Genomic DNA, 26,736 nt, shown 5'->3' with positions numbered 1-26,736 from the left:
AAATAATTACGTACAATATGGGCAAGTTATTGCAATACAAATTTAGCCTTTTTACTCACTTAATAAAATTATTAGACTTTTAAATGGGGAAACTGTTACAGATTTTTTTAGAAAAGATATTAAAAAATAAATTTACATTTACTTCGAAATTAAATCGTTAAAGACATGGGTAAATATTTTAGCCTATCAATCTCATTACTAACCTTACTACTGGTGAGCAGCTGTGCCACCACAAAGAAAATAGAGGCTTTAAAACCGGAGCCTGACAATGCTTTGCCTCTGGTTTATGAAAACTCGACATCATTTATCAACCTTCCGGTAAAAATAAAGCTGAAGGACATCGAAAGTCAAACGAATAAGTTGCTGAATGATGTTATCTATGAAGATAAAAACATTGAAGATGACGACATACAGATGAAAGTCTGGAAACTGGGCGACATAAAAATTTCCGAAGAGAAAGGAAAAATCAAGACCGTACTTCCTTTAAAAATCAACATCCATTACCGATACGGTATTGACAGGTTAGGAATAAAACTATACGATACGCGCGAAATCAACATGAATGGTGTTATTACACTGATAAGCGACGTTGGGCTTACCAACTGGAAGATGAACACCGATACTTCTATAAAGTCATTGGAATGGAACGAAAGCCCGACTATTGTAATTGCAGGTAAAAACGTAGCCATTACCTACCTGATAAATCCTGCCATTCGCCTTTTCAAATCCAAAATAGAGAATAATCTGGATGAAGCGATTAAAAAGTCAATGGATTTTAAGCCTAACGTGTTAGACGCTTTGGAAAAAATATGTACGCCGTTTCAAATGAGCGAAACCTATGATTCCTGGCTGCGCATTGTGCCGATAGAACTATATGCGACCAATTCCAAGCTCCAGAAAGACATGGTTTCTTTTGAGATGGGATTGAAGTGCAACATGGAAACCATCGTAGGACAACAACCAAAAAACAAACTCGACAGGGATAAAATCGTATTAAAACCGGTAACCAAAATGCCGGATTATATTTCCGCTAATATTGCTGCTATCTCAACCTATCAGGATGCTTCAAAATTGATGACAAAAAATTTCCAGGGACAGGAGTTTGGTTCCGGAAAAAGAAAAGTGACCGTAAAAAAGGTAGACATCTGGCAAAAAAACAACAAAATGATTATTGCCCTGGATTTATTAGGTTCGGTTACGGGAACCATTTATCTTTCCGGCTATCCGCAATATAATGATGCGACCAAAGAAATCTATTTTGACCAGCTGGATTATGTACTGGACACTAAAGACAAGCTTATCAGAACAGCGAACTGGCTGGCTTCCGGAATGGTATTGAGAAAGATGCAGGAAAGCTGCCGCTACTCTATCAAGCCTAATCTTGAGGAAGGCAAAAAGAATATGATGAATTATCTAAAGAATTATTCTCCTATGCCGGGTGTTTTTGTGAACGGGAATATTGAAGGAATCGAATTCAAAAAGATTCAGCTCACGAACAAGGCCATCATTGCATTTATTACCGTGAATGGAAAAGTGGATGTTAGTATAGACGGATTGAAATAAAAAAAGCCTGATTATTCAGGCTTTTTTTTTGTTTTCATTCTATAAATGGCAAATCCCAAAATACCAACCAGGATATAAGGAATCACCATCAAATATACTATTCCGTCATTGACCGCTTCGGCCTTGATTCCCCCTTCTTCCGTTTCCAAAACGGCACGACACATGGCACATTGCGCATTAGCATCTAAAGAAAGCAGAAACAGTGCTAAAAACGGAAACACCCATTTCATCGAAAGAGTTTTATTCAGGCAGTTTTTAATGCGCATAATAAGGAGAAATCATTAGATAGACTATAACACCTGTAACAGCCACATAGAGCCACATAGGATAGGTTATTCTTGCCAGTTTTCTGTGTTTATCGAATCGTTCTGCCAAAGCTCTTACATAGGTTATAAGAACAAAAGGAATAATGATTATCGACAAAAGAATATGTGTGAGCAATATAAAAAAGTAAATGTATCTGGATATTCCTTCGCCACCATAAGGAGTACTTTCAGCAGTCATATGGTAGGCTACATACATCCCTAAAAACGCTACCGAGCACGCGATAGCCGTTTTCATTAAATTTTCATGCAATTTTCTTTTTCCGTTCTTAACTGCCATAACAGCCGCAACCAAAAGCACAGCGGTAACTCCGTTGATAGCAGCATAAATTGGCGGCAGGAATGATAACGGTTTGACGTCATATCCGAAATCCTTTAGCTTTACACCAAAAAGGATAGCTACAACAAGAGGGATGGCTATTGACAAAACAATAATCCACTTTCTATATTTCAGTTCAACAGCATTCAGATTGTTATCCATAATTATTCTTCTAATAAAATTGCAATATCTTCTTTGATGGCATGAATGCCCGGTTTGTATTTCCCTTGCAGGTCATCCTGAAAACCTTCCTTGTCTTTATAGTTGAGTCCCGTATAGAATATGATAGGATTTCCTGATTTATCTTTTCTGCTTCGGATGTTTCCTTTTTTATCAACCAAGGCAAAGTAACCCGAATGTTCAAATCCGGCATCGCCCTCTTTTTTACTTTCGCCGGCATAAATATTGAATCCTTTATTGGCAATTTTATAAATATACTCCTGGTCGCCGGTCAGGAAATGCCAGTTAGGAGAAGTTACTCCCAATTGTTTTGCATGCTCCTTTAAAACTTCCGGCGTATCGTTTACAGGGTTTATAGTAAAGGAAGCAATTCCGAAATTTTTATTCTTTCCAAACTCATCTTCAATCATGCGCATGTTCTGGTTCATCACCGGACAGATAGTCGGACAGGTAGAGAAGAAAAATTCTACTACATAAACCTTTCCTTCATAATCTTTGTTGGATATGGTTTTCCCGTTTTGGTCTGTTAGGCTAAATTGCGGAGCGTTTCCAATCTTAACCAGATTTTTAGCTTCTTCCGATTTTTTTTCCTTTGCCGGAACGTTTAATCTGTCCTGTACAGAAACATCATTATTTTTTACCCTGTCAATAATTTTTGGAATGGCATAGATTCCAAAAACCAGAATAATAAACGAAATTCCGATGTATGATTTATTTTTCATCGTATTAAATTTTTCTTTTCATTTCCGTTTTAGGGTTGTTCTTTTTCAAGGCAGCCCTGTATTCGTACAGGATGATTTTCACATCATCACTCATTTCGTTATGTAAATCGGCCGCAGAAATAGTATTGTACCCTTCTTTATATTCTTCTTTACCTTCCAGGTTCTTTCCTTTTCTGCCTCTCAGGTTCCTTGCCTTATCAACGATATAGACATTTGCTGTTCCGGCATTTTCATCAAGCTGTCCTACCAGATTCAATTTCGAATAATATTCCCTGATTTCCTGCGGAGCAGCAAATACAAAAATCCATTTTGAAATATCTTTATCTTCAGCAATCGGTTTGAGTTTCCCCATCAGTTCCTTCACTTCGCCTTCGCTCCCTTTTGGGGCGATCATGACAAACTGAAAATCCTTGAAGTTTTTATTCTTATTGTAAATTTTTTGGTTCAGGTTAAAAAAATTCCCTTCGTTGTAAAGCACCTTACTTCCTGTAAAACCCAAAATAGTAATTTTATTATCAAGAGTGATGCTTTGACCGTCGGCAGTTTTCCATTTCAGGTCGGGAATTTTTTCAGTTATAGTCGGAAGTTTTGCGAAACTGTTAATACCGGAAGCAAAGAAAAGATAAGCTACGATTGGAAGTATAAACAGCACGAAAAGGACTATATTTTTTTTCATTGTAATGTAGAAGTTATTGCAGTGCAAAAATAAAAAAAGACGGTGTAATACCGTCTTTTTTTGTGATTTAATATGCTGTTAAAAATTCCATTTTATCTGAGAACTCTTGAACACATCAAAAACATAATTACCTTCAACTAGTAAGATGAACACTAAATAGATAATTAAGAATACTAAAGGTGCCACAATACTCCACCTAAGATTACTTTTCTCGCCTTCAAGGTGCATGAATGCCCAAACGATATAATATGCCTTATATATTGTCAATCCAATGAACATCCAGTTAAGCAGATTCATCTGAAGAAACAAAGTATCGTGCAAAATAGCCGGTTTGTATATACCAAATGCAACTTCTATAATAGTTACAACAGATAGTATTCCAAAAACCATCCAAATTCTTTTCGTATTAGAAACGTGCTCGTGTGCGTGTGCCATAATAATAATCTCTAAAAATTAAACTAAGTAGAAGAATGTAAATACAAATACCCAAACTAAATCGACAAAGTGCCAGTAAAGTCCAACCTTCTCAACCATTTCGTAGCTTCTTCTTTTTTCATAAGTTCCCAAAACCACATTAAGGAAAATCAACACGTTGATTAAAACCCCTGTAAATACGTGGAAACCGTGGAAACCAGTGATAAAGAAAAAGAAGTTAGCAAATAATTTTTGACCGTATTCGTTTCTAACCAGGTTAGCTCCTTCAACAACATAGTGAACATCAGCTAATCTTTTCAGAGACTCTTCTCTTGTTAAGATTGTTTTGTGTTTGTGAGTTGATTTGTTCAATTCAGGGTGAACTCCAACATTTTTCGCCATAGACGGGTGGTAAATCGCTTCAGTTCTAACCAATATGTTAGGGTTAGCCTTGAATCCTTCTACTACTTCGTTTACAGAATAAGTTGGCAATGTGCTTTCTTTTGAAAACCAGAATCCTTTATTTCTTGTCAACTGCTCTCTTTCTTCATGAAGCGGAATTGCCACATCAGAAAGCTTTACTCTTTTTCCTGTAGTTGCATCTACAAATTGCAGAATGCTTCCTCCTTTAGTTTCAACAGCTCCATATTCTCCTTTGATGAAGTTTTTCCATTCCCAAGCCTGAGAACCCAAGAAGATTCCACCACCAATAATGGTAAGGAACATATAGATTGCAACTTTTTGTTTTTTCATCTGGTGGCCGGCATCAACTGCCAATACCATCGTTACAGATGAGAAAATAAGAATAAAGGTCATTAATGCCACATAGTACATCGGAGCATCCACACCGTGCATAAATGGAAAGTGATTGAAAACTTCATCCGCCAAAGGCCAAGTTTCAATGAATTTATATCTTGAAAAACCGTATGCAGCAAGAAATCCAGAGAATGTTAAGGCATCAGACACGATGAAAAACCACATCATCATTTTGCCATAATTAATTCCCATAGGCTCGTTGCCGCCTCCCCAAATTTTACCTTCACTATTTGCAGTAGTAACAGTAGATCCCATAAAGTTATTTAGTTAAAAAGTTCCCAAATTTACGTTTTTTTCTTATTTAAAGAAATATAAAAATAAAAACAAATACAACCACAGAAAGTCCAGAAAGTGCCAAAACATCGCACCTAGCTCTATTCCAAGGGTTTGACCTGAATTGTATTTTTGTTTAAAATGATTATAAATTATGATTAAAAGCGATATCAGACCCCCAAAAAGGTGGGCAAAGTGAACCAATACGACTACATAGATAAAAGAAGTAGTTACTGTACTTGTTGGTCCTGTAGGATTAAGCCCCATAGCAATCATTTGGTTAAACCCTTCAAACTGCAGAAAAACGAAAAGCAATCCTAACGCTAAAGTCACAAGCAAAAGCGAAGTCGTCAGGCTTCTGTTATCTTTTTGAATTGCTTTTTTTGCAAAATGAAATGTCAGACTGCTGATTACGATTACAGCAGTACTGGCATAAAATGCGCTTGGCAGGTCAAAATCTTTTAACCAGTCCGGTCTTGAAGCACTCACAACATAAGCACTGGTTAATCCGGCAAACATCATTGTCATGCTAATCATTGCAAACCACAAAATCAGTTTGTATGATCTTGCTTTTCTTTCTTTATGCTCGTTAGCTGTCATTCCTTTTATCGTCATTTCCATTATCGTAAAAATTTATCTGCTATATATACAATCTGCAGCAGGGTAATGTAAGACACGCTCACCAACATTAGTGTTCGTGCCGCTTTTGCTTCACGGGATTTATACAATTTCACTGCATAAACCAACATCCAAATCCCTAACAGCAATACAACAACCGCTGCAATTGGACTTAGCTGCAATTTACTTCCAACAAGACCTATCAACGGGAAGAATGCCGGAAGCAATGAGGCCACAATCACCCAGACTGTATACAATATAATTTGGGTTGCTGTGGTTTTATCTTTTTTTCCTGTTGGGAGCATAAAGAATCCTGCTTTTTTGTAGTCATCAAACAAAAACCATCCAATAGCCCAAAAATGAGGGAATTGCCAGAAAAACTGAATAAGGAAAAGTGTTCCTGCTTCGATTCCGAAATCATCTGTGGCTGCAACCCATCCTAACATAAAAGGGATGGCTCCGGGAAAAGCTCCCACAAAAACAGATAATGGGGTTTTGGTTTTTAACGGCGTGTAGACGCTCGTATAAAGAAAAATAGAAATTGCGCCAAACATGGCGGTTTTAGGATTGATATTGTAAAGGATTACCAAACCGATTATTGTCAGGACACAAGCAATAATAAAAGCCGTGTTTACTGTCATTCTTCCGGACGGCACAGGACGATTTTTGGTCCTATCCATCAAAACATCCAGATCTTTTTCTATAATTTGATTGAAAGCATTTGACGCCCCCACCATGCAGTAGCCTCCAACGGCAAGCATAAACAAAGTGAGCCATTTGAATGGATGCGCATCATCAAAGCCCAGCAGGTAGCCGGCTATAGAAGAAAAAACTACGCTAACCGCCAATCTTGCCTTGGTGATTTCTCTGAAATCAATATACAGGGATTTTAAAGAGAAGTTATTTGCTGTAGTGCTCAATGCTGCTTTCATTTGGATTTTGAAATCTTGCGCAAAGATACTGGTTCGGAAAGAAAATCACAAAAAACAAATCACAAAAAACGCAGGTTTTGCGAAAACCGAATTAATAATCAAAATACCAGTTAAAAAGATCGGCTCTTAAACCTATTGAAAACCATGTCGTATCTTCTTTAAAAGCTGTTGGGGTATCTACATTCGGATTAAAGTTTCTGTAAATCAGTCCCGCAAAAAATTTCAGGTTTGTGGCCGGATTAACCAGGTAGCCTGCCTGTAAATCGGCAATAAGAATTGTGGTTTCATTTCCCTGACCCGTTTTAACACCGGTATCAAAAGGTCTTCCTTCCCCATAATTTTTATAGATATTGCCACCGTAATTAAAGCTATTTTCTTCCGTATCGAAATCAAGCCCTCTTTTTCCGTAGGTAAGTTTTGCATCTGCAAACCATCTTCCTTTAAAATATCTGGCTACGGCTATAAATTCTTTAAAGTTACCACCCCATTGGTGCCCCATACTCTGGTTGCTATGCGCATAATTGGTTAAAGGATTGCTATGAGCATAAACGTATGGACGCACATGATTGTACTCCAATTGCAACAACAGGTTATCAATATTAAAAGCATCAAAATATTTTGCCCCAAGCTGGTATCCGAATTTATTTTTCCAGCTTTGATCCCCGGCTTTCATATCGGCAATGGAAAATTCATCCAATAAGAATTGCCCATACAACTGGATCTGGTTGCTGAATTTATACTTTGAGGTAAGACCCAAAAGAGCATTACCACTTTTTGAAGATGATGAAAATTCTACGGCTCTGTAAAATATAATCGGATTAATGAAACTGGCATCAAAACCGCGATTGTTCTGGTTGGCCCATACTACTGATTCGAAAAAACCGAGATTCCATCTTTTTGTGACATTCCAGCTCAGGTAATGGTTTGCCATGAATTTTGTAGCATAGGTATTGTCTTCTGTAGCTTCCGACCTTACGTCTTTCAGCCACATATAGGTATTTGTGTATTTGATTTTCCAGAAATTAGTGTTGATTTTAAAAAAAGGATACGGACTTGTTCCATCGCCTTGCAATAAAGAGCGGTATCCATCACCTAAAAAATTCCTTCCATAGCCTAATTGCAGGTTAATGAATTTACTTGGCGTGTAAGATATATTAGCCTCTGCCATTGGAAAATCATAAGCATCTTCCTTAAATCGCTTCGCAATTCCTATCCCGGGAATAACTCCCGGATTACCGCCTGACGGCTTGATGGATTCGGCATATCTGTTGTAGTAATCTGCAAAACGCCCCTGACTTTCATATATGGATGCAGTAAAGCTTAGCTCTTTACCAATTTCTCCCTGAACCTGAACACCCCGGGTATTCTGATAAGTATAATCTGCCTTGCCCGGATCACTTTTCCCCATTCGCAAATCCAAAATCGGGTTCATCGTGAACCAATAGCCATCTCCCTGAATCGCCACAAGATTTTCGTTCCAGAGTTTTCGTCCCCACCACCCCTGTTTGTTTTTCTGAATCATTTTGTTGGCTTGTTCCAAATCATAATATCTGGACACTTCCGCATAAGTATAAGGTTTGGAGGCTGTATGATTATTGCTCCCCACCTGATTCAAAGCTCTGTCAAACTGAGCATAAAGGCTGTGCGAAAATGGAATATTCAGATGGCTTTTAAGCTGGGGATTATCAAACTTTTTGTAAACAATGCTATCAAATTCCGTCAGTTCCCTGCTTCTGTCTTTTATAACAGCATTTGTTTTTTCCCTTTTAGCTTCTGCCACAACAGCCGCCTGTTTTTCCAAAGGAATGTTAATGCTGATTGTGTATTTCGAATAGGTTGGATTACCATTATAAGTGGCTGGTTTTATCTTTGGCAAGAGACCAAAAACCCGTTTACTTTCTTCAGCCAGTGAAGCATCAACAGCATCCACATACTGTACTTTAAAAACTCCGGCCGTATCGACTTCAAAAAGTACGATTACCCTGCCTTTGTAATTTTTATCTGTTGTTTCCTGCGGCACTTTGAAATTGGCAAACACGAAATCCTGAAGCTCGTTATAAAAACAGGCTTCCAGATTTTCAGACTGTTGCCCTTCGCATTTAGGAAAAACAGGAAATTGCTCTCTTTCCCGGTTACTCTGCGCCCATGAATGTACAGACAAAAGCAAGATGGCAATTTTTAGGAGTTTTTTCATGTATTGACCTGCTGATTTTAGTAATCGTTATTTGCCGCTTCTCCGTTTGCAATCGCTTTAGCGGAAGAAGTTCCGATTCTTCTGACTCCTAAGCGAATCATTTCCTTTGCTTCCTCAAAAGTCCTGACACCGCCTGCCGCCTTTACCGGAAGTGGTGATGCATTTTCCAACATCATGATTATTGATGGAACTGTAGCGCCGTTTGGAAGCCCATCCTCCGTTTTATAGAATCCGGTAGACGATTTAACAAAAACCGATGCGTAATTGTCTTCAGCAAAATTAGAGATGACCACATTTTTCACAAGACAGGACAGGTGCATAATCTGCTGGCTATTCAGGGCCGCGACCTCTATGATCCATTTTACCACTTTATGATTGGACAATCCCAATTGGGTTCCTTTCAGTATTTCTTTTTTTACCAAATCCAGATCGCCTCTTTTAAACGCTTCATAATCGCAAACAAAATCCAGTTCATCAGCACCGTCTTTGATTGCTTTCTCAGCTTCTTCTAATTTATGCTCCAAAGAATAATTCCCTTCCGGAAATCCGATAACGGTTCCTACCAAAACTTTTGAGCCTGCTTTCAGAATCATTTGTTTTGCCATATGCACCATATCCGGACGAATCATAATCAGTTTAAAACCTTCGTCAATGGCTTCCTGAACAAAGCTTCTGACGATTTTTTCGTTTTCTGCCTCACTGATTCCTGCCTGTTGCGGCGTCTTTAAATAGGTCGAATCTAAATATTGCTTGATATCCATATGATAAAAATAAAAAAATCCCACCGAAGCGGGATATTTTCAGATTAATTTTTAAATCTTTTATTGTAAACTGCCATTAGTGCCAATCCCAGGAGTGCGCCAATCGTATTAGCAATAACATCTTTCAAGTCTGCCTGCCGGCTTTCCGTAAAAAGCGACTGGCATATTTCAATCAGGATTCCAAACAGAACCGAAAGAAAAAACACAAACAGAAAGAGTTTTTTTGTATTTCTGATTTTCGTCCTTAGGTACAAAAACCAAAGAATTGAAAAAACAGCATAAAAACACAAATGCACAATCTTATCGGCCTGGTCTACATTAACGACAGGAACTTCTGACATGCTTACCAAACAGGCAATCGTAATGGAAATCGTCCAAAAAACCGCCAGGGCAAGAAACAGTATTCTTTTTTTGTTAGGCTCCAATTAGGTTTTTATAAGCTTCGCTATCCAATAATCCTTCTACTTCAGAAGCATCAGCTATTTTTACTTTCACCATCCATCCTTCACCATACGGATCTGTATTTACTTTTTCCGGAGATGATTCGAGAGTATCATTGAATTCAATAATTTCACCTGAAAGCGGCAAGAATAAATCTGATACTGTTTTTACGGCTTCTACTGTACCAAACACTTCATCTTTATCAAGAGTCTGGTCTAAAGTTTCAACTTCTACATAAACGATATCTCCTAATTCTTTTTGTGCAAAATCTGTAATTCCTACAGTTGCAACATCGCCATCTATGCTAACCCATTCGTGGTCTTTCGTATACTTTAAATTTGCTGGTATATTCATTGTTTGTTGTTTTGGGCAAATGTATTATTAACTTATATATTTTTAAAATGTTTTCCGAATTAATTTCCAAAGTTATAGCGCAGCGTGAAACCGGTACGGATATTCGTCAATGGGAATGATGTGGAGATCACTGCTTTAGAGAAAGAATGATCGTAATAGAATATTGCTGTCAGGTTTTTGCTGAATGCATAATCTGCCGTCAACTTTACAGACCAGATGTTCTGACCACCTGCCAACTGATTGTTATCATAATCCAGATATCTCACAATTGTGTTTGCCTTTCTCAAAGAAAAATCTGCTTTAAGGTTGATATCGCTTCGGATAGTGTTTGTTGGGTTGTCTGCCAATCTGGATGTGATTACAACATCTTTGAATCGGTAGCCCAAACCTACGATATACTCCATTCCTCTTACTTCTGTAAGAAGGTTGTTGTCAAAACTCATCGATAGCGTTCTGTCTTTCTTAACCTCAGCCAATACCTTGAATGAATTTTTCATCTCAAAGTCTACTCTAACCAAAGGATTGAATTGCTCTACAAGGTTAACGTTTGAGATAATTGTCTTACTTAACAGGTTACCGCTTGCATCAACCGCATCACGGTTTTGGTCGTATTCAAAATTAGAACGGAATGAGTTGATCGTATAGGACGCTCTATATCCGTGCTGTAATGAGAAACGTTTGAATCGGTCTTTAAAGAACTTATAGCGCATCAAACCGTTATATTTTACATTCCAGTTTGGAATTGGCACATCTCTAAAAGGCCCTAATTTAACTCCTCCTGCATCTGCTCCCGTATAGGCGGCAAGGAACGATGGCAATAATACCGACTGGCTGTTTTTTCCGAATCCAACAGGGAAACCGTCAGAAGTTCTAGGGAATTCTGTAGTTCCGTAGTAGCTGGTCGCCAAACGATCTGCTACGGTCAATCTGTTACTTCTGAAATCATCAAAAGCTGCAGATGAATTTTCATCACTTTTGCCAAATGCCGTTTTAATCATTACCGTCGAAATCGAGAAGTTACCATAGTTGTATGGCGAACGCGAATGGTAAATTCCATCAGCCGCATCAAATTGTTCTGAGAAGTTTTCGGTATAAGAACGGTCTGCCGTCAAATCAATCTTAAAGTCAGGGAACAAATCCACATTAGCAGTCATATTCAAGACTTTTGAAGAAGTCTGTGTAAAGTTCTGGTTGAAATCCTGATAGTTTGTCAACCAACCTCTTTTTGCCGCTTCATAACGTATGTCTGCCTGGCTTCCCAAAACGAATCCTAAAGACGGTTTTGTAGTTCCAAGGAAACCTACACCCGGTATGAATCCCGGCAAGACCGTACCTTCATTTTGGGTATAATTAATCTGAACGTTTTTAACACTGGTCAGAACTCCTACCAACCCATCCAGGAATACATTACTTCCTGAAGTTTGCGGTTTGTTGGCATTCGTAATTTTTTCTCCCGGCTTTGGTGGCGCCTGAGTCGTTGGTCTTGTCGCTACTTTTGGTTTTTTGCCCAATCCTATATACTTATAAAGAACATCCATGTTCAATGATGTATTTAATCGGTGCGAACCATTGTTTTGAATTGTATTTCCAAGACTGAATGTACCATCTTCTGTAGTTACAGATGCCAATGCATCTGTTGCACGTTGCCAGCTGTAGTCTCCCGTATAGGAATAGGTTGACTTAATAAATCCTAATGCCGGAATCTTGTTCAATGGCAGGTCGTAGTTAACCACAAGCTGCTGCATGTGCTGGTTTGCTTCTCCAATGTTCCAGAAATCATCCCAAATCGTAAAGTCTTCCATTGGAACACCAAATTCATCCAGATAGTTTCTTACAATGTTATTGGTAGATGCCGTATAATTTATTTTTAATGCTCTTGTCAGATTATAGTTGAAACCGTACTGGTAGTTGAACATATAATTTCTTCTGTATAATGGTGACAATCCAATTCCCTGAATATCCACGTCACGATATTCCTGTCTGTTGTATTGCCTCATAATATTGGAACTGAAAGAAATCGAAGATGGCAGGTAGTTGAAGTTGAAATCACTCAACAGTTTCCAATACTGGCTTTTCTTCATAAACTTCGTGTTTTTGAATGGTTCTACCGCTTTAGGCTGGAACGCAAAAGTATAATCCACGGAAGCTTTTACCTGCTGGTCAAGCAAGCTTTCAATTTCATAATTATGGTGTTCTGTTTCATTAAACGAATAGGACAAAGTAAGGTTTTCCGGGTCATAGAAATGCGGTTTCTGTTCTGCACCTCTTTCTTTTTTGACTCCTATAAAGTTGATACTTTTTCTCTTCGTATAGTCTACTGCCCTGCTTTCAATATTATTTCTTGCAGCAGCATCGGCCGTATTGTCTAACAATTGGTCCAAACGGATATCCTGGTTGAACGGATCGTATTCAGGAGTAATTTTTTCTTCGCCAATAGCATAATTGAACGGAAGGTTAACTCCCCATTTTTTAGGCAATAATTTTCCTAAGTTGACATTGGTTACGATGTCATATTGCTTGATATCTTCACGGCTTCTTTCATTTGGCCCCTGCTCTAAAGAACCAAAGCCCTGCGTACTCATTCTTCCGGTTGCGGAAACCGTTGCAAAATCGGCCAGGTTACTATCCAAGCTGGCAATGGCTGCCATTCCGCCTTTATTATCCATATCGGCAAGACGAAGTTCGTTGAACCAAACCTCACCACGAATATCATCTGTATGGCGGTTTTTCAAACCTACCATCAGGGTTCTTACCAAACCAAAGTTCGGATTACCTTTGATACCCAATCTTAACGGATTGATTCTTCCTGCCAATGACGGATCTAAAACGAAATCATCTACATATTTTACACCCAAAGCATCTTCCACCAGCAATGCATTGTTAGGATCCATAGCTAAAATCTTCAGCTTGGTCAGCAATGACAGTGCAAGGTCTATCTGGTTTGCTTCCGGCCACACCTGCTCTGCTGTCACGGCTGCTGTTTGTTGAGTTACTTTTAATGGAATCTCAACCTGATAGAAGTTTTGCGTAAAGTCATTACCAAATCGGATGAATGCAACCATTTGGTCGTCTGCCAAAGGCTGTATGTCTGTAGGTACCGGCAATGCTTCTGCGTGCAGGAACATTTTCAGTTTCTTGAACTGACGCATATCCACGCTTACGTTCTTAAATACTGCTCTTGAATCACCAGGCTCCAGACCTCCAAGTCCCGGAAGTGACGGATTCGCTTTTGTAACTCTCAAAGAAAGTGACTGCTCGTTTTGGTTTATAATCGTATTACTGTTGTACAATTGCTCTCTAACAACTCCCGGAGGTGTTACATACTTAATTGGTGAACGGTCTCCGTTTTCCTGAACGTTAACTGCCAATACATCCAAAGCCGTATCATCTGCATTGTTAATATCGTCATCCTGTTCGTTCGGATCAAGACTTTTCACATATCTTCTCCATTCGCCACGCACTAATTCCAATGCTCCGAAACGAAGTGTAATCTGATCGTTGAAACCCGTTACGAACATTCTCATAAAACGAATCGATCTGAAATCGGAAATACTTCCAACTGTATTCTGCGGTTGTGAAACCGGAATCTTGAATTGAATCCAACGAGCTCCGGTAGTCTCCTGTCCGGGTATGCTTGCTATTGTTTCTCTGATATCCGTAATATACGGGTTTGACCCAACTACCATGTTTGGTCTTATGTCAATGCCATATTCATAATAAGCATTGATTTCGTTCATTGTATTATCTCTGTTGATATCTTCTGTATCCGGCAAAGTTGTTGCTCCTCTGTTAGAATCACCTACATCAACTGGAGAGTTTCCTTGCAAACCGTTATAATTTTTATAACGTTGGATAACATCTCCGGATGCGCTAAGGAAATACTGGTAGTTATCTGCAGCAGGGTCAGGTTGTGAAGCAAAGCCAGGGAACTGTGCGGCTTCTTCTGCATCATTCAGACCATCAAGACCCACATCCTGAAACTGCCTGTTACCTCCATTGGTATCAAATGCATAAATCAAAGATTGCGAGATTGGAATTTTACCCCAGATAGTTGTAAATGTAGGCTGTGTTGAACCTGCGCCCGGAAGTCCGTTTTCGTATTGTTTTCTTCCGTCTTTCAGGACATCTTCCGAAATTTCCCCAAGGTTGAAATATAGTTTTCCTGTATTTGCTGCATTGGCAGAACCTCTCTGGTCATTATAATACGGGTCCAACATCCAGAACTGAATATATTCTACGTTTGACTGTTCAAAGTTGGTGGAGTTGATAGCTCTCATGATACCACCAAAGTTGTCAACCGCCTGTTCCGGCGTAAAGCTGTTTGTAGCCTGTGCCAACGGGTTAAAGTTATACGGACCTCTTTCACGAGGGAAATAGGTCAAATCTAAAGTATTGATAACTGTTTGCTGTCCTACGGCAATATCTGTAACAGGGAATAATTCTCTGCTATAGATTCTTCTTGTACTGTAAAGCTTCAGGTCGTCTTCAGAAACACCGCCCGGCCTTTGCACATAGAAAGTAGGATCAATAGAATACCAGGCTAGTTTTGCTCGCTTGTAACCATAATTCAATGTAGTCAAAGAACCTCCAAAGTCATTATAATCACTTACCGTTGGTTTTTCCGGTACGCTGGAAAGGCTCCAGGCAAACGGAGAACGCATATCGATAGTGGTCTGTGAGCCTTCAAAGTCGTCTACATAAACCGTAGATTCACCCTGGAATCTATCTGCTTTTGGGGTATCCGGCTTTAAGTAAGCCACTTCTCCCCTGAAAGAGATATTAGAAGGAACGTCAGTATCAATATTAGGAAGTTTGTTTACCAACCTTGTTAAGAAAGGAACTTCTGTTGAGAAGTTGGTATTCAAACCTATGATAGTATTATTTACCGATTCCTGTCCGTAATTTGATTTTTGGGTAAATGGCCTTTCGCTCATTTTTAACAATGTAGCTCCAACGATAAACTTATCATTAAATTTATGTTCAACGTTAACCCCAAAAAATCTTCGCGTTTGTTGTCCGAAAACCGAGTTGTTTTCCAACGAGATTTCGATTGGTGTTCCGGAAGCCTGTAAGGAAGCATCCATAATATTAACTCTTCCTAACTGGTAATTGACGGTATAATCAACACCTTCTACCAAAACTCGTCCGCCGGCAGTTACCGTAACCGAACCTTGAGGAACGTTAAATGCACCAATTGCAATTCCGTCTCCGCTTGTTGACTTGAATTTTCCTTTTAACTGGAACTTGTTTTTATCACTGTCCTGAAGTGCCGCCGCTTGTGTGCTGCGATACATCGTTCTGTAAACGTATTTGTTCTGGTTTCCGTTATAGTTACCTGCAGCCGGAGCATCATAGTCCTGAGTCGGGCTTGTTCTTAATTTGTTGAAAAGGTGTTCTCCGAAAGGTTCTACGGTTGTAAAGATGATTCTTCCGTTTTGTTTATCTACCGTTAATCCCGGTATAAAATCGAAGAAACCGTCACCGTTAGGCTGCGGGTCATTGGTATAATTCAGCCTGTCCATATTGAAAACACGCAATAAAGGTGTTTGTTCCACATCTGGCGGTAATGGGTTGGAAGCCGAAGGTGCAGCCGGTGTGATATAGTTTAATGGCGACGGATCCGTGTACATGATGTTCAGCTTGAAATCTTCCTGCTCCAATTGATAGGCTCCAGGCAAAGCATAAACGTTTTTCATCATCAGGTTCCAAACCGGCTTATTGACGTTGGTCAGGTTACTTTTCAGCATTTTCAGGATTAAGCTTTGGGTAGTTGGAATACCGTTGCTTACTTGTGTTGCATCGACTCCATCAGTTCCAAATTCCCCCACCTGATACACCTGGTCACCTATGGTATATTGATAGGCAACTGCTAATACCTCGTCATTGGTAAGACGCTGTGTCAAGGAAATATATCCCAACTGCGGATGGTAGGAATAGTCGCTTGGCCATGATAATTTTCTGGCATTTTCCAATTTAGAGTAGTCCGTTCCTTCACTTACCGTAATGCCTGTAAACCCGGAGCTTGCCGTTGCAATTTCACGAATTGACGGATTCAGTACACCGGTTGTTCCTATTTTGGCAGGATCATATCGGTTGTTTGAGTTTTTTGAAGGTGTATTGGCCGGAGCCGTAAAGAAGCCTCCGGGAATAGGGTTCGCCGATACTACTTCATTATCATCCTGACCCGTGAGTTGTGCTTCTCCCAAATCCTGAATTGCAATAATATTTCTTAGGTTATTGTCTGTTGTGCTGACCCTGTTCTGGCGATTGGTTACCCAAACCTCTATTCTGGTAATCTGAACACGGCTATCAATCAACGGATAGTTTCGAAGCGACCTGTCGTATTGGTTTCTGAAGTACTGTGAAAGGAAGAAATGCCTGTCTGCATCATAATCCAATGCAAACAATTCAAATTCCTGCACCGTTCCTCCGCCCTGGGCCGTAACTGTTTTGGTTTGGGATTTCTGCTCTGAGAAGATTCCCGTAATGGTTGTTTTTCCAAACTGGAATTGCGCCTTAACCCCAAAAAGGCTTTGCGCACCACGAATCAGCGTACTGTTTAACGGTAAGCTTACGTTTCCGACTTCAATCTTCTGAATGATATCATCTTCCGTAGGCGTATATTCCAACTTTATCAGGTTTTGGAAAGCAAAGGTAGACTCGGTGTCATAGTTAGCATTGACATTCAGCCTCGTTCCAACTTTCCCCATAAGGCTCATACTGATTCTCTGGTCAAAATCAAAAGTGGTTGTACTTCTGTTTCTTGGCGATAACGCAGGGTTGTCTTGTTTTGTATGTCGGATTCCCAAATCCATTTCGACAGAACCTGTTGGTTTGATGTCGATGGTATTACTACCAAAAATGGTTTCAAAGAAACTGGAATTGACATAATATCGCGGCAAAAGGTCTTTTTTCTTGGCATCACTACCATCTTTTTTACCTTCTATCGCATCTGATTTTTCCTTAAAATACTTTCGCATTGATTCCCTAAGCACCAATTCCTCATATTCTTGCGGTGTAAGAACTACGGGATAATTTATATTAAAACCATTTACGGTATTCGTATAAATATAACGATCTGTTATGGGGTCATAGGTATATGCCTCTATAATACTAGGGGGATTTTTCAATTCTACTCTTCCAACGGAATACCCTGTTTTGGTAGTATCCTGAACTTCCTCGTCTTCTTGTGCTTGTATCGTTACACTAAAAAAAATCGAAATCAGCCAAAAGCTAATTTTCAAGTTACAGGCAATGCCTTTAGTATAGTTAGTTTTCAAGTATTATAAGGTTTTTAAGGCTAGTTTAATAATGTTTTCAATGCTTGCATTTGGATTTTCCTTAACAATTCTTTCTACAGTTTTTTCCGCCAATTTTCTGTTAAATCCAAGAACTTCCAAAGCAGATAACGCTTCGTCTTTGTTTGTATTGTCCTGCGAAATAGAAACTTCGTCTAAATCATACACTTTTAACACTTTATCTTTTAAATCCAATATAGCCCTTTGCGCTGTTTTACTGCCAATTCCTTTAATGGATTGGATGGTTGCCACATCGCCCGAAGCTATTGACTGGATGATTTGCTTTGGTTCCAGCGAAGACAGCATAGTCCGTGCAATACCTGCTCCGATACCGGAAACAGACAAAAGCAATTTAAAGATTTCTCTTTCAGATTTTTCGGCAAATCCAAACAGTACATGTGCATCTTCCTTAATCTGGAGATAAGTAAAAAGTTTAATGTTTTCCGAGTCAGGAATCAAAGAATAAGTATGAAGTGAAATATTAATATGATACCCTACTCCGTTGCAGTCAATCACAACTTCTGTAGGGTTTTTTTCCACTAATTTTCCTTGTAAATGCGCTATCATGAATTGTTAAATAAATCCCAAATGTAACGAAAAACTTTTATTGAGCCTCATCTAATTGTTCATCAACAAAAAAATACGTTAAAAATTGACTTTTATGGATTTTTGCTTTTTTTCTTTTTCTTGTGCATCAACAACTGCAACAGCGGCCATATTTACCATTTCTTCTACACTTGCGCCCAATTGGAAGATGTGAACAGGCTTGTCCATTCCCATCATGATTGGTCCGATTGAAACCGACTTATCCAATTCTTTCAGCATCTTATAATTGATGTTAGCCGATTCCAGATTAGGGAAGATAAGCGTATTTACTTTTTTGCCTGCCAGTTTAGAGAATGGGAATTTTTGCTGCAACATTTCAGAATTCAAAGCAAAATCGGCCTGGATTTCTCCATCAACAACCAAATCCGGATAGTATTTGTGAAGATAGGCAACGGCTTCGGCAACTTTTCTTGCTCCTTCATCATTAGAGGAACCAAAGTTTGAGAAAGACACCATGGCAATGACCGGTTCCATTCCAAACATACGTACAGTTTTGGCTGTCATCAATGCGATTTTTGCCAGCTCATCAGCAGTCGGATTTGGATTTATTGCGGTATCCGATAGAAAAATCGGGCCTCTCTTTGTCATCATCATATTGGTTGTCGCAATCTTAGAAACACCCGGTGCTTTGTCAATAAGCTGCATCATTGGTTTTACAACAGACGGATAACTTCTGGAATAGCCCGAAACCAAAGCATCTGCTTCACCTTCATTCACCATCATCGCAGCGAAATAATTTCTTTCGCGCATCCATTTCTGAGCATCCAGCAAACTGGTTCCTTTTCTTCTTCTGGCTTCCCAGAATGAATTGGCATAACGCAATCTTCTTTCATCTTCTTCAGGCGTTTTCGGGTCGATGATAAGAACATCTGCATCAAAGCCTAATTCTTCTTTCAGTTCCTGGATGATTTCGCGATTTCCAAGAAGAATCGGGATTCCGATTTTTTCTTCCAGAACAATCTGCGCTGCTTTTAATACGTCTAAATGGTCTGCTTCTGCAAAAACCACACGTTTCGGGTCAGTTTTGGCGCGGTTGGCCAACAAACGAACCATTTTATTATCGGAACCAAGACGTTCCATCAATTCTTCTCTGTATTTATCCCAATCCTGAATTGGATTTGCCGCAACTCCGGAATCCATCGCTGCCTTGGCAACTGCAGGAGCCACTACGGAAATCAATCTCGGGTCAAATGGTTTCGGGATGATATAATCTCTTCCAAATACCAGTTTGGTTTCTCCATACGCAATATTTACCTGCTCCGGAACGGTTTCTTTTGCCAATAAAGCCAGTGCTTTTACGGCAGCCATCTTCATTTCTTCATTGATTTTTGACGCCCTGACATCAATTGCTCCTCTAAAAATATACGGGAAGCCCAATACGTTGTTTACCTGGTTAGGAAAATCTGAACGGCCGGTAGCCATAATAATGTCCTTACGGGTTGCAATGGCAAGGTGATAGTCAATTTCCGGGATTGGATTCGCCATCGCAAAAACTATCGGGTTTTCTGCCATTTGCATCAGCATTTCTGCCGACATTACATTTCCGGAAGAAAGCCCAAGGAAAATATCGGCACCAACCAATGCTTCTTCCAGCGTTATGCTTTTTTCTCCATTGGCATATTTCCTCTGCATGTCAGATATATCTGTTCTGTTTTTAGAAAGGGAACCTTTTCTATCAAACATGATAACATTTTCAGGATTGATTCCAAGCAATACGTATAGATTAGCGCAAGCCAAAGCCGCAGAACCGGCACCGGAAACCACCACTTTTACGTCTTCGATTTTCTTTCCGGCCAATTCCAAAGCATTAAGCAAGGCGGCTGATGAAATAATTGCAGTTCCGTGCTGGTCATCATGCATTACAGGAATATTCAACTCTTCAACCAACCTTCTTTCTATCTCGAATGATTCCGGAGCTTTGATATCCTCCAGGTTGATTCCCCCAAAAGTTGGAGCTATATTTTTTACCGTCTCAATAAACTTTTCGACGTCTTTAGTATCTACTTCAATATCAAAGACATCAATATCGGCAAAGATTTTAAACAATAAAGCTTTCCCTTCCATTACCGGTTTTGATGCTTCCGGACCAATATCTCCCAATCCTAAAACGGCAGTTCCGTTTGAGATTACGGCTACCAGGTTTCCTTTTGCTGTATATTTATAAACATTATTTACATCCTTCGCAATTTCAAGACAAGGCTCGGCTACACCCGGCGAATAGGCTAACGACAGATCTCTCTGTGTTGCATAGGCCTTGGTTGGAACGACTTCGATTTTCCCAGGCGATGGTTTCGCATGATATAACAGCGCTTCTCTTCTTTTACTGTACTTGTTCATTTTTGTATATTTTATTCGGACTTACAAAGGTAAAAGTCTGAATGGAACTGAGAAACTTTTAATGCTATTCTTTTATAAAGTTTATTGTTGCTGTTCGTTACTAAAAATTTCATGGAAATTTAAGGTAACAAAAATCCTCCTCTTTGTATCTACCGAAGAACATTCAAAAGGAGGAAGCTGAAAATCCTTTCCAAGAGTAGGCAAACAAACCAATTTAACTTATGAAAAATTTTAAAAATTTTAAAACAGGACATTTTTTTACGGCTGCATTATTTGCAGGTTTTGTCTTTTTTGCATCATGTAGCAATGATGAAGCCGTTCAACCCGACGAAACAACAAAGGCAGCAAGAAGTTTCCAGGAAGCCCAACCCGCTAAGGACGTTTCACTCAAGTCTGTCTGTCCAGACGATGTCACAAATAACGGGTGTATTTTCGTTTCAGGAATGGGAAACAGCAGCCAGAATCAATTTACAATGGTAGGCATGCTAAACAATTGCAAAACCGAAGAGCCTCCTTTGAACTGCGGCTTAGGAGCCACTGAATTGCGAACAATCGATGTAGATTTCAGCCCTTATAATTGTGATGATGCAGCCACATTAAATGCCTACCTAAATGGAATCAACCAACAAGCAATAAACGCGAGACCTACCTCTGATTTTATCATCACCGGATACCAAAGGGTGAGAGGATATATGGTCACAGCTTACGGACCCTATCGTATGGAACTAAGCATTACCTATCGCAAAAAAGTATGTTCTGGCACTCCATCAGGCCCAATACATAACTAAACAAACAGGCAGGCCGTTTGAATTCAAACGGCCTGCTTTTTCTTATTATGAAAAGTTCTGTACCAATCCGAGATAAAAATATCTTATGTAGGAATTATGAGTAATATTTTTTAACATTGTGTAAAGTATTCAGAGAGAAAAAAGCACATCCGTATACAATCTCTGTCATTTCACAAATTCCCTACTACTATGAGAAAACTGCTTTTATTGTTATGCATCGTTACTGCCAGTCTCCAATCTTGCCAAAAAGAAAAGGGAGAGACTTCTAAAAAAGAGGATGAAAAACTGAAAACAATATTAGAAAACTACTATCAGGAAAGGCTGAAACTTTTCCCTCTGGAAGCGACCAGTGCAGGCGACAATCGCTATAACAACCTGCTTCCGAATGACCTTAGTGATGACTATATCGCTAAAATAAAAGCGTTTTTTACAAAATATAAAGAGGAACTCGCAAAATTTGACGATTCTACTTTGTCTGAAAATGACAAGCTAAGTAAAGCAATACTGGCTTGGGAATGCGATGCAAATCTGGAAGCTCTCACATTCAGAAAAGACCTGATGCCTATCAACCAGTTTGAAGGAATGCCTTTGATGATAGGTCAATATGCCAGCGGTTCAAGCGCACAGCCATTCAAAACTGTAGAAGACTATAACAACTGGCTGGAAAGACTAAATGGTTTTAACGATTGGGTTATTACTGCTGAAGCCAAGATGAAAGAAGGCGTTTCAAAAGGATATGTGCTGCCAAAAGCACTGACCTTAAAAGTAATTCCGCAATTAAAAGATTTGGCCAAAGAAGACAAGACCCATATATTTTATGCTCCGCTAAATGCTTTTCCAAAAACATTTACAGAGGATGAAAAGAAAACGATTACAGACAACTATACAAAACTGATTGCTGAAAAATTAGTACCGTCTCTTAAAAACTTATACAATTATGTGAGTACAGACTATCTGGCAAAAAGCAGGACTACAAGTGGCATTAATGCTATTCCGCAAGGTGACGCTTATTACAAGCATCTTATTAAACGTTATACGACTACTGATCTTACGGCAGATGAAATCCATAAGTTAGGTCTGAATGAAGTGGCGCGTATTTCTGCCGAAATGGAAAAAGTCAAAAACCAGGTGGGATTCAAAGGAAACCTGAAGGATTTCTTTAATTATGTTCGTGACAAAAAAGAGCTGATGCCATTTACTGAACCACAACAGGTCATCGACAACTTCAATGCGATTCATGAAAAGATGAAGCCAAATCTGGATAAGCTTTTTGATTTAAAACCTAAAACGCCTTTTGTTGTGAAAAGAACCGAAGCTTTTAGGGAAAAATCAGCCAGTGCGGAATACAATCCGGGTTCGGTTGACGGAACGAGACCGGGTATTTTCTACGTGCCAATTCCAGACGTTAAGAAATACAACTTCTATGCTGATGAAGATTTGTTCCTACATGAAGCAATACCGGGACATCATTATCAAATTTCATTGCAGCAGGAAAACACCAGCCTTCCGGAATTTAGAAAAACGATATGGTTTAATGCTTATGGTGAAGGCTGGGCACTGTATACCGAATCCTTAGGAAAAGAATTAGGACTTTATCAAGACCCGTATCAATATTTTGGAATGTTGAGTGCTGAAATGCACCGCGCCATCCGTCTTGTAGTAGATACCGGATTGCATACCAAAGGCTGGACCCGCGAACAGGCTATTCAATATTCTATGGAAAATGAAGCCGAACCGGCTGAAAGTATTGTTGCCGAAATCGAACGTTATATGGCTATTCCGGGACAGGCTTTGTCTTATAAAATAGGGCAATTGAAAATACGCGAGCTTCGTACTAAAGCTGAAAAGGAATTGGGAGCCAAATTCTCAATAAAGGAATTCCACAATCAGGTTCTGGAATCAGGTTGTTTGCCTTTAAAAATACTGGAAGACAAGATTAATAATTGGATTCAAAGCAAGAAATAACAATAATAAAAGCCTCATTAGTGAGGCTTTTTTATTTAAAGTTTTGTCTATTGGAAAGTTTAGACCATATAAAGGAATCTGTTTTGAAAGGCTTGTTTTTTTTATTTTTAGACGCGGATTATCACGGATTAATTACGCGGATTTGGGAAGTCTATACCACATAATGAATGTGACTCTAATGATTTCCTTCATAAACTTTGCGGCTCAGCGTCTTTGCGAGCGGCTTTTTTCAATCTGGAGTCGCAAATAAAAAATCTGATTTTAAAAGGTTTCCATTCAATTCTTTTTTTATTTTAAGCGCGGATTATCACGGATTAATTACGCGGATTTGGGAAGTCTATACCACATAATGAATGCAACTCTAATAAATTCCTCCATAAACTTTGCGGCTCAGCGTCTTTGCGAGCAGCTTTTTTCAATCTGGAGTCGCAAATAAAAAATCTGATTTTTGACAGGCTTTCCTTCAATTGTTTTTTATTTTAGACGCGGATTATCACGGATTAATTACGCGGATTTGGGAAGTCTATACCATATAATGAATACAACTCTAATAAATTCCTCCATAAACTTTGCGGCTCAGCGCCTTTGCGAGCAGCCTATTTTTATGCAGAGTCGCAAAATAAAAATATAACCCCGAAATACTTTTTCTAATTTTTCATCTATTTTAAAAAATCAATATTCCGTTTCAAGCCATCATATTTGGCACGTTTAACAGCAGAGTTTTTAAAAACGGCCCGAAATGTTTCTTCTGTGATTTCTTCCCAGTCTTTTTTGGTCATGGAAAGCAATTCCGGATTCGGGTTGAATAGGGGTTCGTTATGAGGTTTGGAGAATCGGTTCCACGGACACACATCCTGACATACGTCACACCCAAAGGCCCAATCATCAAATTTGCCTTTCATTTCCTGAGGAATGTTGTCTTTTAATTCTATAGTGAAATAGGATATGCATTTACTTCCGTCAACTACATAGGGAGCAATAATCGCACCTGTAGGACAGGCATCGATGCATTTTGTACAGGAGCCACAATGGTCTGTTACAGCGGTATCATATTCCAGTTCCAAATCTACAATCAGTTCCGCAATAAAGAAAAAAGAGCCTACCTGTTTGCTCAAAAGGTTACTGTTTTTGCCAATCCAGCCTAAGCCGCTTTTGGCCGCCCAGGCTTTATCCAAAACCGGAGCCGAGTCTACAAACGCCCGTCCCGAAACTTCGCCGATATTTTCCTGAATCGAAAAAAGGAATTCCTTTAGTTTTTCCTTTATGACAAAATGATAGTCCTGTCCGTAGGCATATTTTGAAATCTTATAGCTGTCTTCTACCTGGGTTTGTTCCGGATAATAATTCAACAATAACGAAATGACGCTTTTTGAATCGTCAACCAAAAGCGTGGGGTCTAATCTTTTGTCAAAATGGTTTTCCATATAGCCCATTTGTCCGTGGGCATTATTCTTTAGCCATGCTTCCAATCTTGGAGCTTCTTCTTCCAAAAATCCTGCTTTAGATATGCCACAAGAAATAAATCCGAGGCGCTGGGCTTCGGATTTTATAAATTGCGTGTATTTGGATTTTTGATTTATGATTTGGGATTTATGATTTTAGACTTGTGACTTTATACTTTAGACTTGTGACTTTACACTTTTTAGACTTAAGATTTGTTTAGGCGTGATTTCATTGATTTGACTGTGCTGACAAAGATTGCTGTTAGTTCGTTTCCTTCTTTCCAGATTTGGTTTAGTTGTGTGTAATCAATCCATTTTTTCTCTTGAAGAATTTCTATCCAAAATAACGTTTCATCAGCTTCTTCAATGACAATTGACATTTTGGAAATAAATTCCCTGTCACTTCTTGCCCTACAAACAGCCCTGTAATTTGCTCCTACCGAAGTACCACTTCTAACTATCTGATTGGCAATTGCCCTTCCTGAAATTGTATTTGGCAGTTTTTCTACCACATCAATTACCATTAACGAGAACTTTTTTGTTCTTGCTTTTAATTCTTCCGAGGTCATGCATAATTATTTTAAATGGCTTATATCTTATTCTCTTCAACCCCACAACACAAATCAAAAATCTTAAATCCTAAATTTCAGAAGTCAGAAATCTTAAATTTAAAAAAGTCCTCCCTGGATATTTGTCCTGATTTTCCCTAAATGTTTATAGGCTTTTTCAGTAACTTCTCTTCCTCTAGGTGTTCTAATAATAAAACCTTCCTGAATCAAGAACGGCTCGTAGACTTCTTCAATCGTTTCGCCGCTTTCTGAAACTGCTGTTGCCAAGGTCGATAATCCTACCGGCCCTCCTTTAAACTTATCAATAATTGTTGTCAGGATTTTGTTGTCCATTTCGTCCAATCCATGGGCATCAACATGCAGGGCTTTCAATGAAAACTTTGCAATTTCTATGTCAATCTTCCCATTTCCTTTGATTTGGGCAAAATCACGTACTCTTCGTAATAATGCGTTGGCAATTCTGGGAGTTCCACGGCTTCTTCCGGCAATTTCGATCGCTGCTTCCATTGTAATTGGCATTTTTAAGATTGCCGAGCTACGTTCAACTATTGAAGTCAGAAGTTCTGTTGTATAATATTGCAAGCGACTCTGGATTCCGAAACGGGCGCGCATAGGTGCTGTCAGTAATCCGGATCGCGTGGTAGCCCCAACAAGCGTAAACGGATTGAGATTTAATTGGACAGTTCTGGCGTTTGGACCTGATTCTATCATGATGTCAATTTTGAAATCTTCCATTGCAGAATATAAATATTCTTCCACAATAGGACTCAAACGGTGGATTTCATCAATAAAAAGCACATCGCGTTCTTCAAGATTGGTGAGCAGTCCTGCCAAATCTCCGGGTTTATCCAAAACAGGACCAGACGTAATCTTGATACCGGCACCCAATTCGTTTGCCAAAATATTGGCAAGCGTCGTCTTTCCCAGACCCGGAGGTCCGTGAAACAACGTATGGTCTAATGCTTCATTCCTAAGATTAGCTGCCTGGACAAATACTTTCAGATTCTCCAATACCTGATCTTGCCCTGTGAAATCATCAAAGGACAAAGGCCTTAATCTTTTTTCAAAATCAAGTTCTTCTGAATTGTAATTGTTGCTTGTTGGATCTAGATTTGCATTCATCTGGCAAAGATAGAGAAAATGTT

Annotated in this window: 21 protein-coding genes; 3 read left to right on the top strand and 18 right to left on the bottom strand. The window is 39.1% G+C overall.

The annotated features are described in order from the left end of the window. Positions 1 to 165: 165 nt before the first annotated feature. Complete coding sequence (locus ASG38_RS05945; RefSeq protein WP_056068111.1) at positions 166 to 1,563, top strand: DUF4403 family protein; 1,398 nt, start codon at positions 166 to 168, stop codon at positions 1,561 to 1,563. Positions 1,564 to 1,574: 11 nt separating this feature from the next. On the opposite strand, the gene ASG38_RS05940 is transcribed toward ASG38_RS05945, so the two are convergent. From ASG38_RS05940 to ASG38_RS05870, 15 genes are all read right to left on the bottom strand, one after another. Next, complete coding sequence (locus ASG38_RS05940) at positions 1,575 to 1,793, bottom strand: hypothetical protein (protein WP_056068466.1); 219 nt, start codon at positions 1,791 to 1,793, stop codon at positions 1,575 to 1,577. A 25-nt stretch (positions 1,794 to 1,818) separates the two neighbouring features. Continuing rightward, complete coding sequence (locus tag ASG38_RS05935; protein ID WP_056068108.1) at positions 1,819 to 2,367, bottom strand: DUF420 domain-containing protein; 549 nt, start codon at positions 2,365 to 2,367, stop codon at positions 1,819 to 1,821. A 2-nt stretch (positions 2,368 to 2,369) separates the two neighbouring features. Next, on the bottom strand, positions 2,370 to 3,107 hold the full coding sequence (locus ASG38_RS05930) for an SCO family protein (protein ID WP_056068105.1): 738 nt from the start codon (positions 3,105 to 3,107) through the stop codon (positions 2,370 to 2,372). A gap of 4 nt (positions 3,108 to 3,111) precedes the next feature. Continuing rightward, entirely contained in the window at positions 3,112 to 3,783 is a 672-nt protein-coding gene (locus ASG38_RS05925; protein WP_056068103.1) for a hypothetical protein, read from the bottom strand. Positions 3,784 to 3,861: 78 nt separating this feature from the next. Next, a complete protein-coding gene (locus ASG38_RS05920; RefSeq protein WP_056068100.1) occupies positions 3,862 to 4,218 on the bottom strand; it encodes a cytochrome C oxidase subunit IV family protein in 357 nt (118 codons plus the stop codon). 18 nt (positions 4,219 to 4,236) lie between these two features. Next, entirely contained in the window at positions 4,237 to 5,268 is a 1,032-nt protein-coding gene (locus ASG38_RS05915) for a cytochrome c oxidase subunit 3 (protein WP_056068098.1), read from the bottom strand. A gap of 42 nt (positions 5,269 to 5,310) precedes the next feature. Beyond that, a complete protein-coding gene (locus ASG38_RS05910) occupies positions 5,311 to 5,907 on the bottom strand; it encodes a cytochrome c oxidase subunit 3 (protein WP_056068095.1) in 597 nt (198 codons plus the stop codon). Continuing rightward, a complete protein-coding gene (cyoE, locus tag ASG38_RS05905) occupies positions 5,907 to 6,836 on the bottom strand; it encodes a heme o synthase (protein ID WP_056068092.1) in 930 nt (309 codons plus the stop codon). The genes ASG38_RS05910 and cyoE overlap by 1 nt, the downstream gene beginning before the upstream one ends. Positions 6,837 to 6,927: 91 nt before the next feature. Beyond that, a complete protein-coding gene (locus ASG38_RS05900; RefSeq protein WP_056068091.1) occupies positions 6,928 to 9,030 on the bottom strand; it encodes a hypothetical protein in 2,103 nt (700 codons plus the stop codon). Positions 9,031 to 9,047: 17 nt separating this feature from the next. After that, positions 9,048 to 9,791 carry a deoxyribose-phosphate aldolase gene (gene deoC / locus ASG38_RS05895; protein WP_056068088.1) on the bottom strand — a complete coding sequence of 248 codons (744 nt, stop codon included), beginning with the start codon at positions 9,789 to 9,791 and terminating at the stop codon, positions 9,048 to 9,050. Between the two features lie 44 nt (positions 9,792 to 9,835). After that, positions 9,836 to 10,216 carry a VanZ family protein gene (locus tag ASG38_RS05890; protein WP_056068087.1) on the bottom strand — a complete coding sequence of 127 codons (381 nt, stop codon included), beginning with the start codon at positions 10,214 to 10,216 and terminating at the stop codon, positions 9,836 to 9,838. Then, positions 10,206 to 10,586, bottom strand: a complete 381-nt coding sequence (gene gcvH, locus ASG38_RS05885; protein WP_056068085.1) for a glycine cleavage system protein GcvH — start codon at positions 10,584 to 10,586, stop codon at positions 10,206 to 10,208. The genes ASG38_RS05890 and gcvH overlap by 11 nt, the downstream gene beginning before the upstream one ends. Before the next feature lie 59 nt (positions 10,587 to 10,645). Continuing rightward, entirely contained in the window at positions 10,646 to 17,866 is a 7,221-nt protein-coding gene (gene sprA / locus ASG38_RS05880) for a cell surface protein SprA (protein WP_082482164.1), read from the bottom strand. A 3-nt stretch (positions 17,867 to 17,869) separates the two neighbouring features. Next, positions 17,870 to 18,451, bottom strand: a complete 582-nt coding sequence (gene ruvA, locus ASG38_RS05875) for a Holliday junction branch migration protein RuvA (RefSeq protein ID WP_056068084.1) — start codon at positions 18,449 to 18,451, stop codon at positions 17,870 to 17,872. A gap of 78 nt (positions 18,452 to 18,529) precedes the next feature. Beyond that, positions 18,530 to 20,827 (bottom strand): NADP-dependent malic enzyme, encoded by a 2,298-nt coding sequence (locus ASG38_RS05870; protein ID WP_056068082.1) that lies wholly within the window; start codon positions 20,825 to 20,827, stop codon positions 18,530 to 18,532. Positions 20,828 to 21,048: 221 nt separating this feature from the next. Here ASG38_RS05870 and ASG38_RS05865 point away from each other — a divergent pair, with 221 nt between their 5' ends. Then, on the top strand, positions 21,049 to 21,615 hold the full coding sequence (locus tag ASG38_RS05865) for a hypothetical protein (protein WP_056068080.1): 567 nt from the start codon (positions 21,049 to 21,051) through the stop codon (positions 21,613 to 21,615). A 189-nt stretch (positions 21,616 to 21,804) separates the two neighbouring features. After that, entirely contained in the window at positions 21,805 to 23,580 is a 1,776-nt protein-coding gene (locus ASG38_RS05860; RefSeq protein WP_056068078.1) for a DUF885 family protein, read from the top strand. 659 nt (positions 23,581 to 24,239) lie between these two features. On the opposite strand, the gene queG is transcribed toward ASG38_RS05860, so the two are convergent. The 3 genes from queG to ruvB form a co-directional block, all read right to left on the bottom strand. After that, positions 24,240 to 25,163, bottom strand: coding sequence for a tRNA epoxyqueuosine(34) reductase QueG (gene queG, locus ASG38_RS05855; protein WP_056068076.1), 924 nt, complete (start codon positions 25,161 to 25,163; stop codon positions 24,240 to 24,242). A 65-nt stretch (positions 25,164 to 25,228) separates the two neighbouring features. After that, entirely contained in the window at positions 25,229 to 25,591 is a 363-nt protein-coding gene (locus ASG38_RS05850) for a four helix bundle protein (protein WP_056068074.1), read from the bottom strand. A 99-nt stretch (positions 25,592 to 25,690) separates the two neighbouring features. After that, positions 25,691 to 26,713, bottom strand: coding sequence for a Holliday junction branch migration DNA helicase RuvB (gene ruvB, locus ASG38_RS05845; RefSeq protein ID WP_056068071.1), 1,023 nt, complete (start codon positions 26,711 to 26,713; stop codon positions 25,691 to 25,693). Between the last annotated feature and the right edge of the window lie 23 nt (positions 26,714 to 26,736).

It is taken from the genome of Flavobacterium sp. Leaf359 (assembly GCF_001423985.1).
GTDB classification, from domain to species: Bacteria; Bacteroidota; Bacteroidia; order Flavobacteriales; family Flavobacteriaceae; genus Flavobacterium; species Flavobacterium lindanitolerans.
Note: the sequence above shows the minus strand (reverse complement) of the source record. Positions and strands in the feature narration are given on the sequence as shown.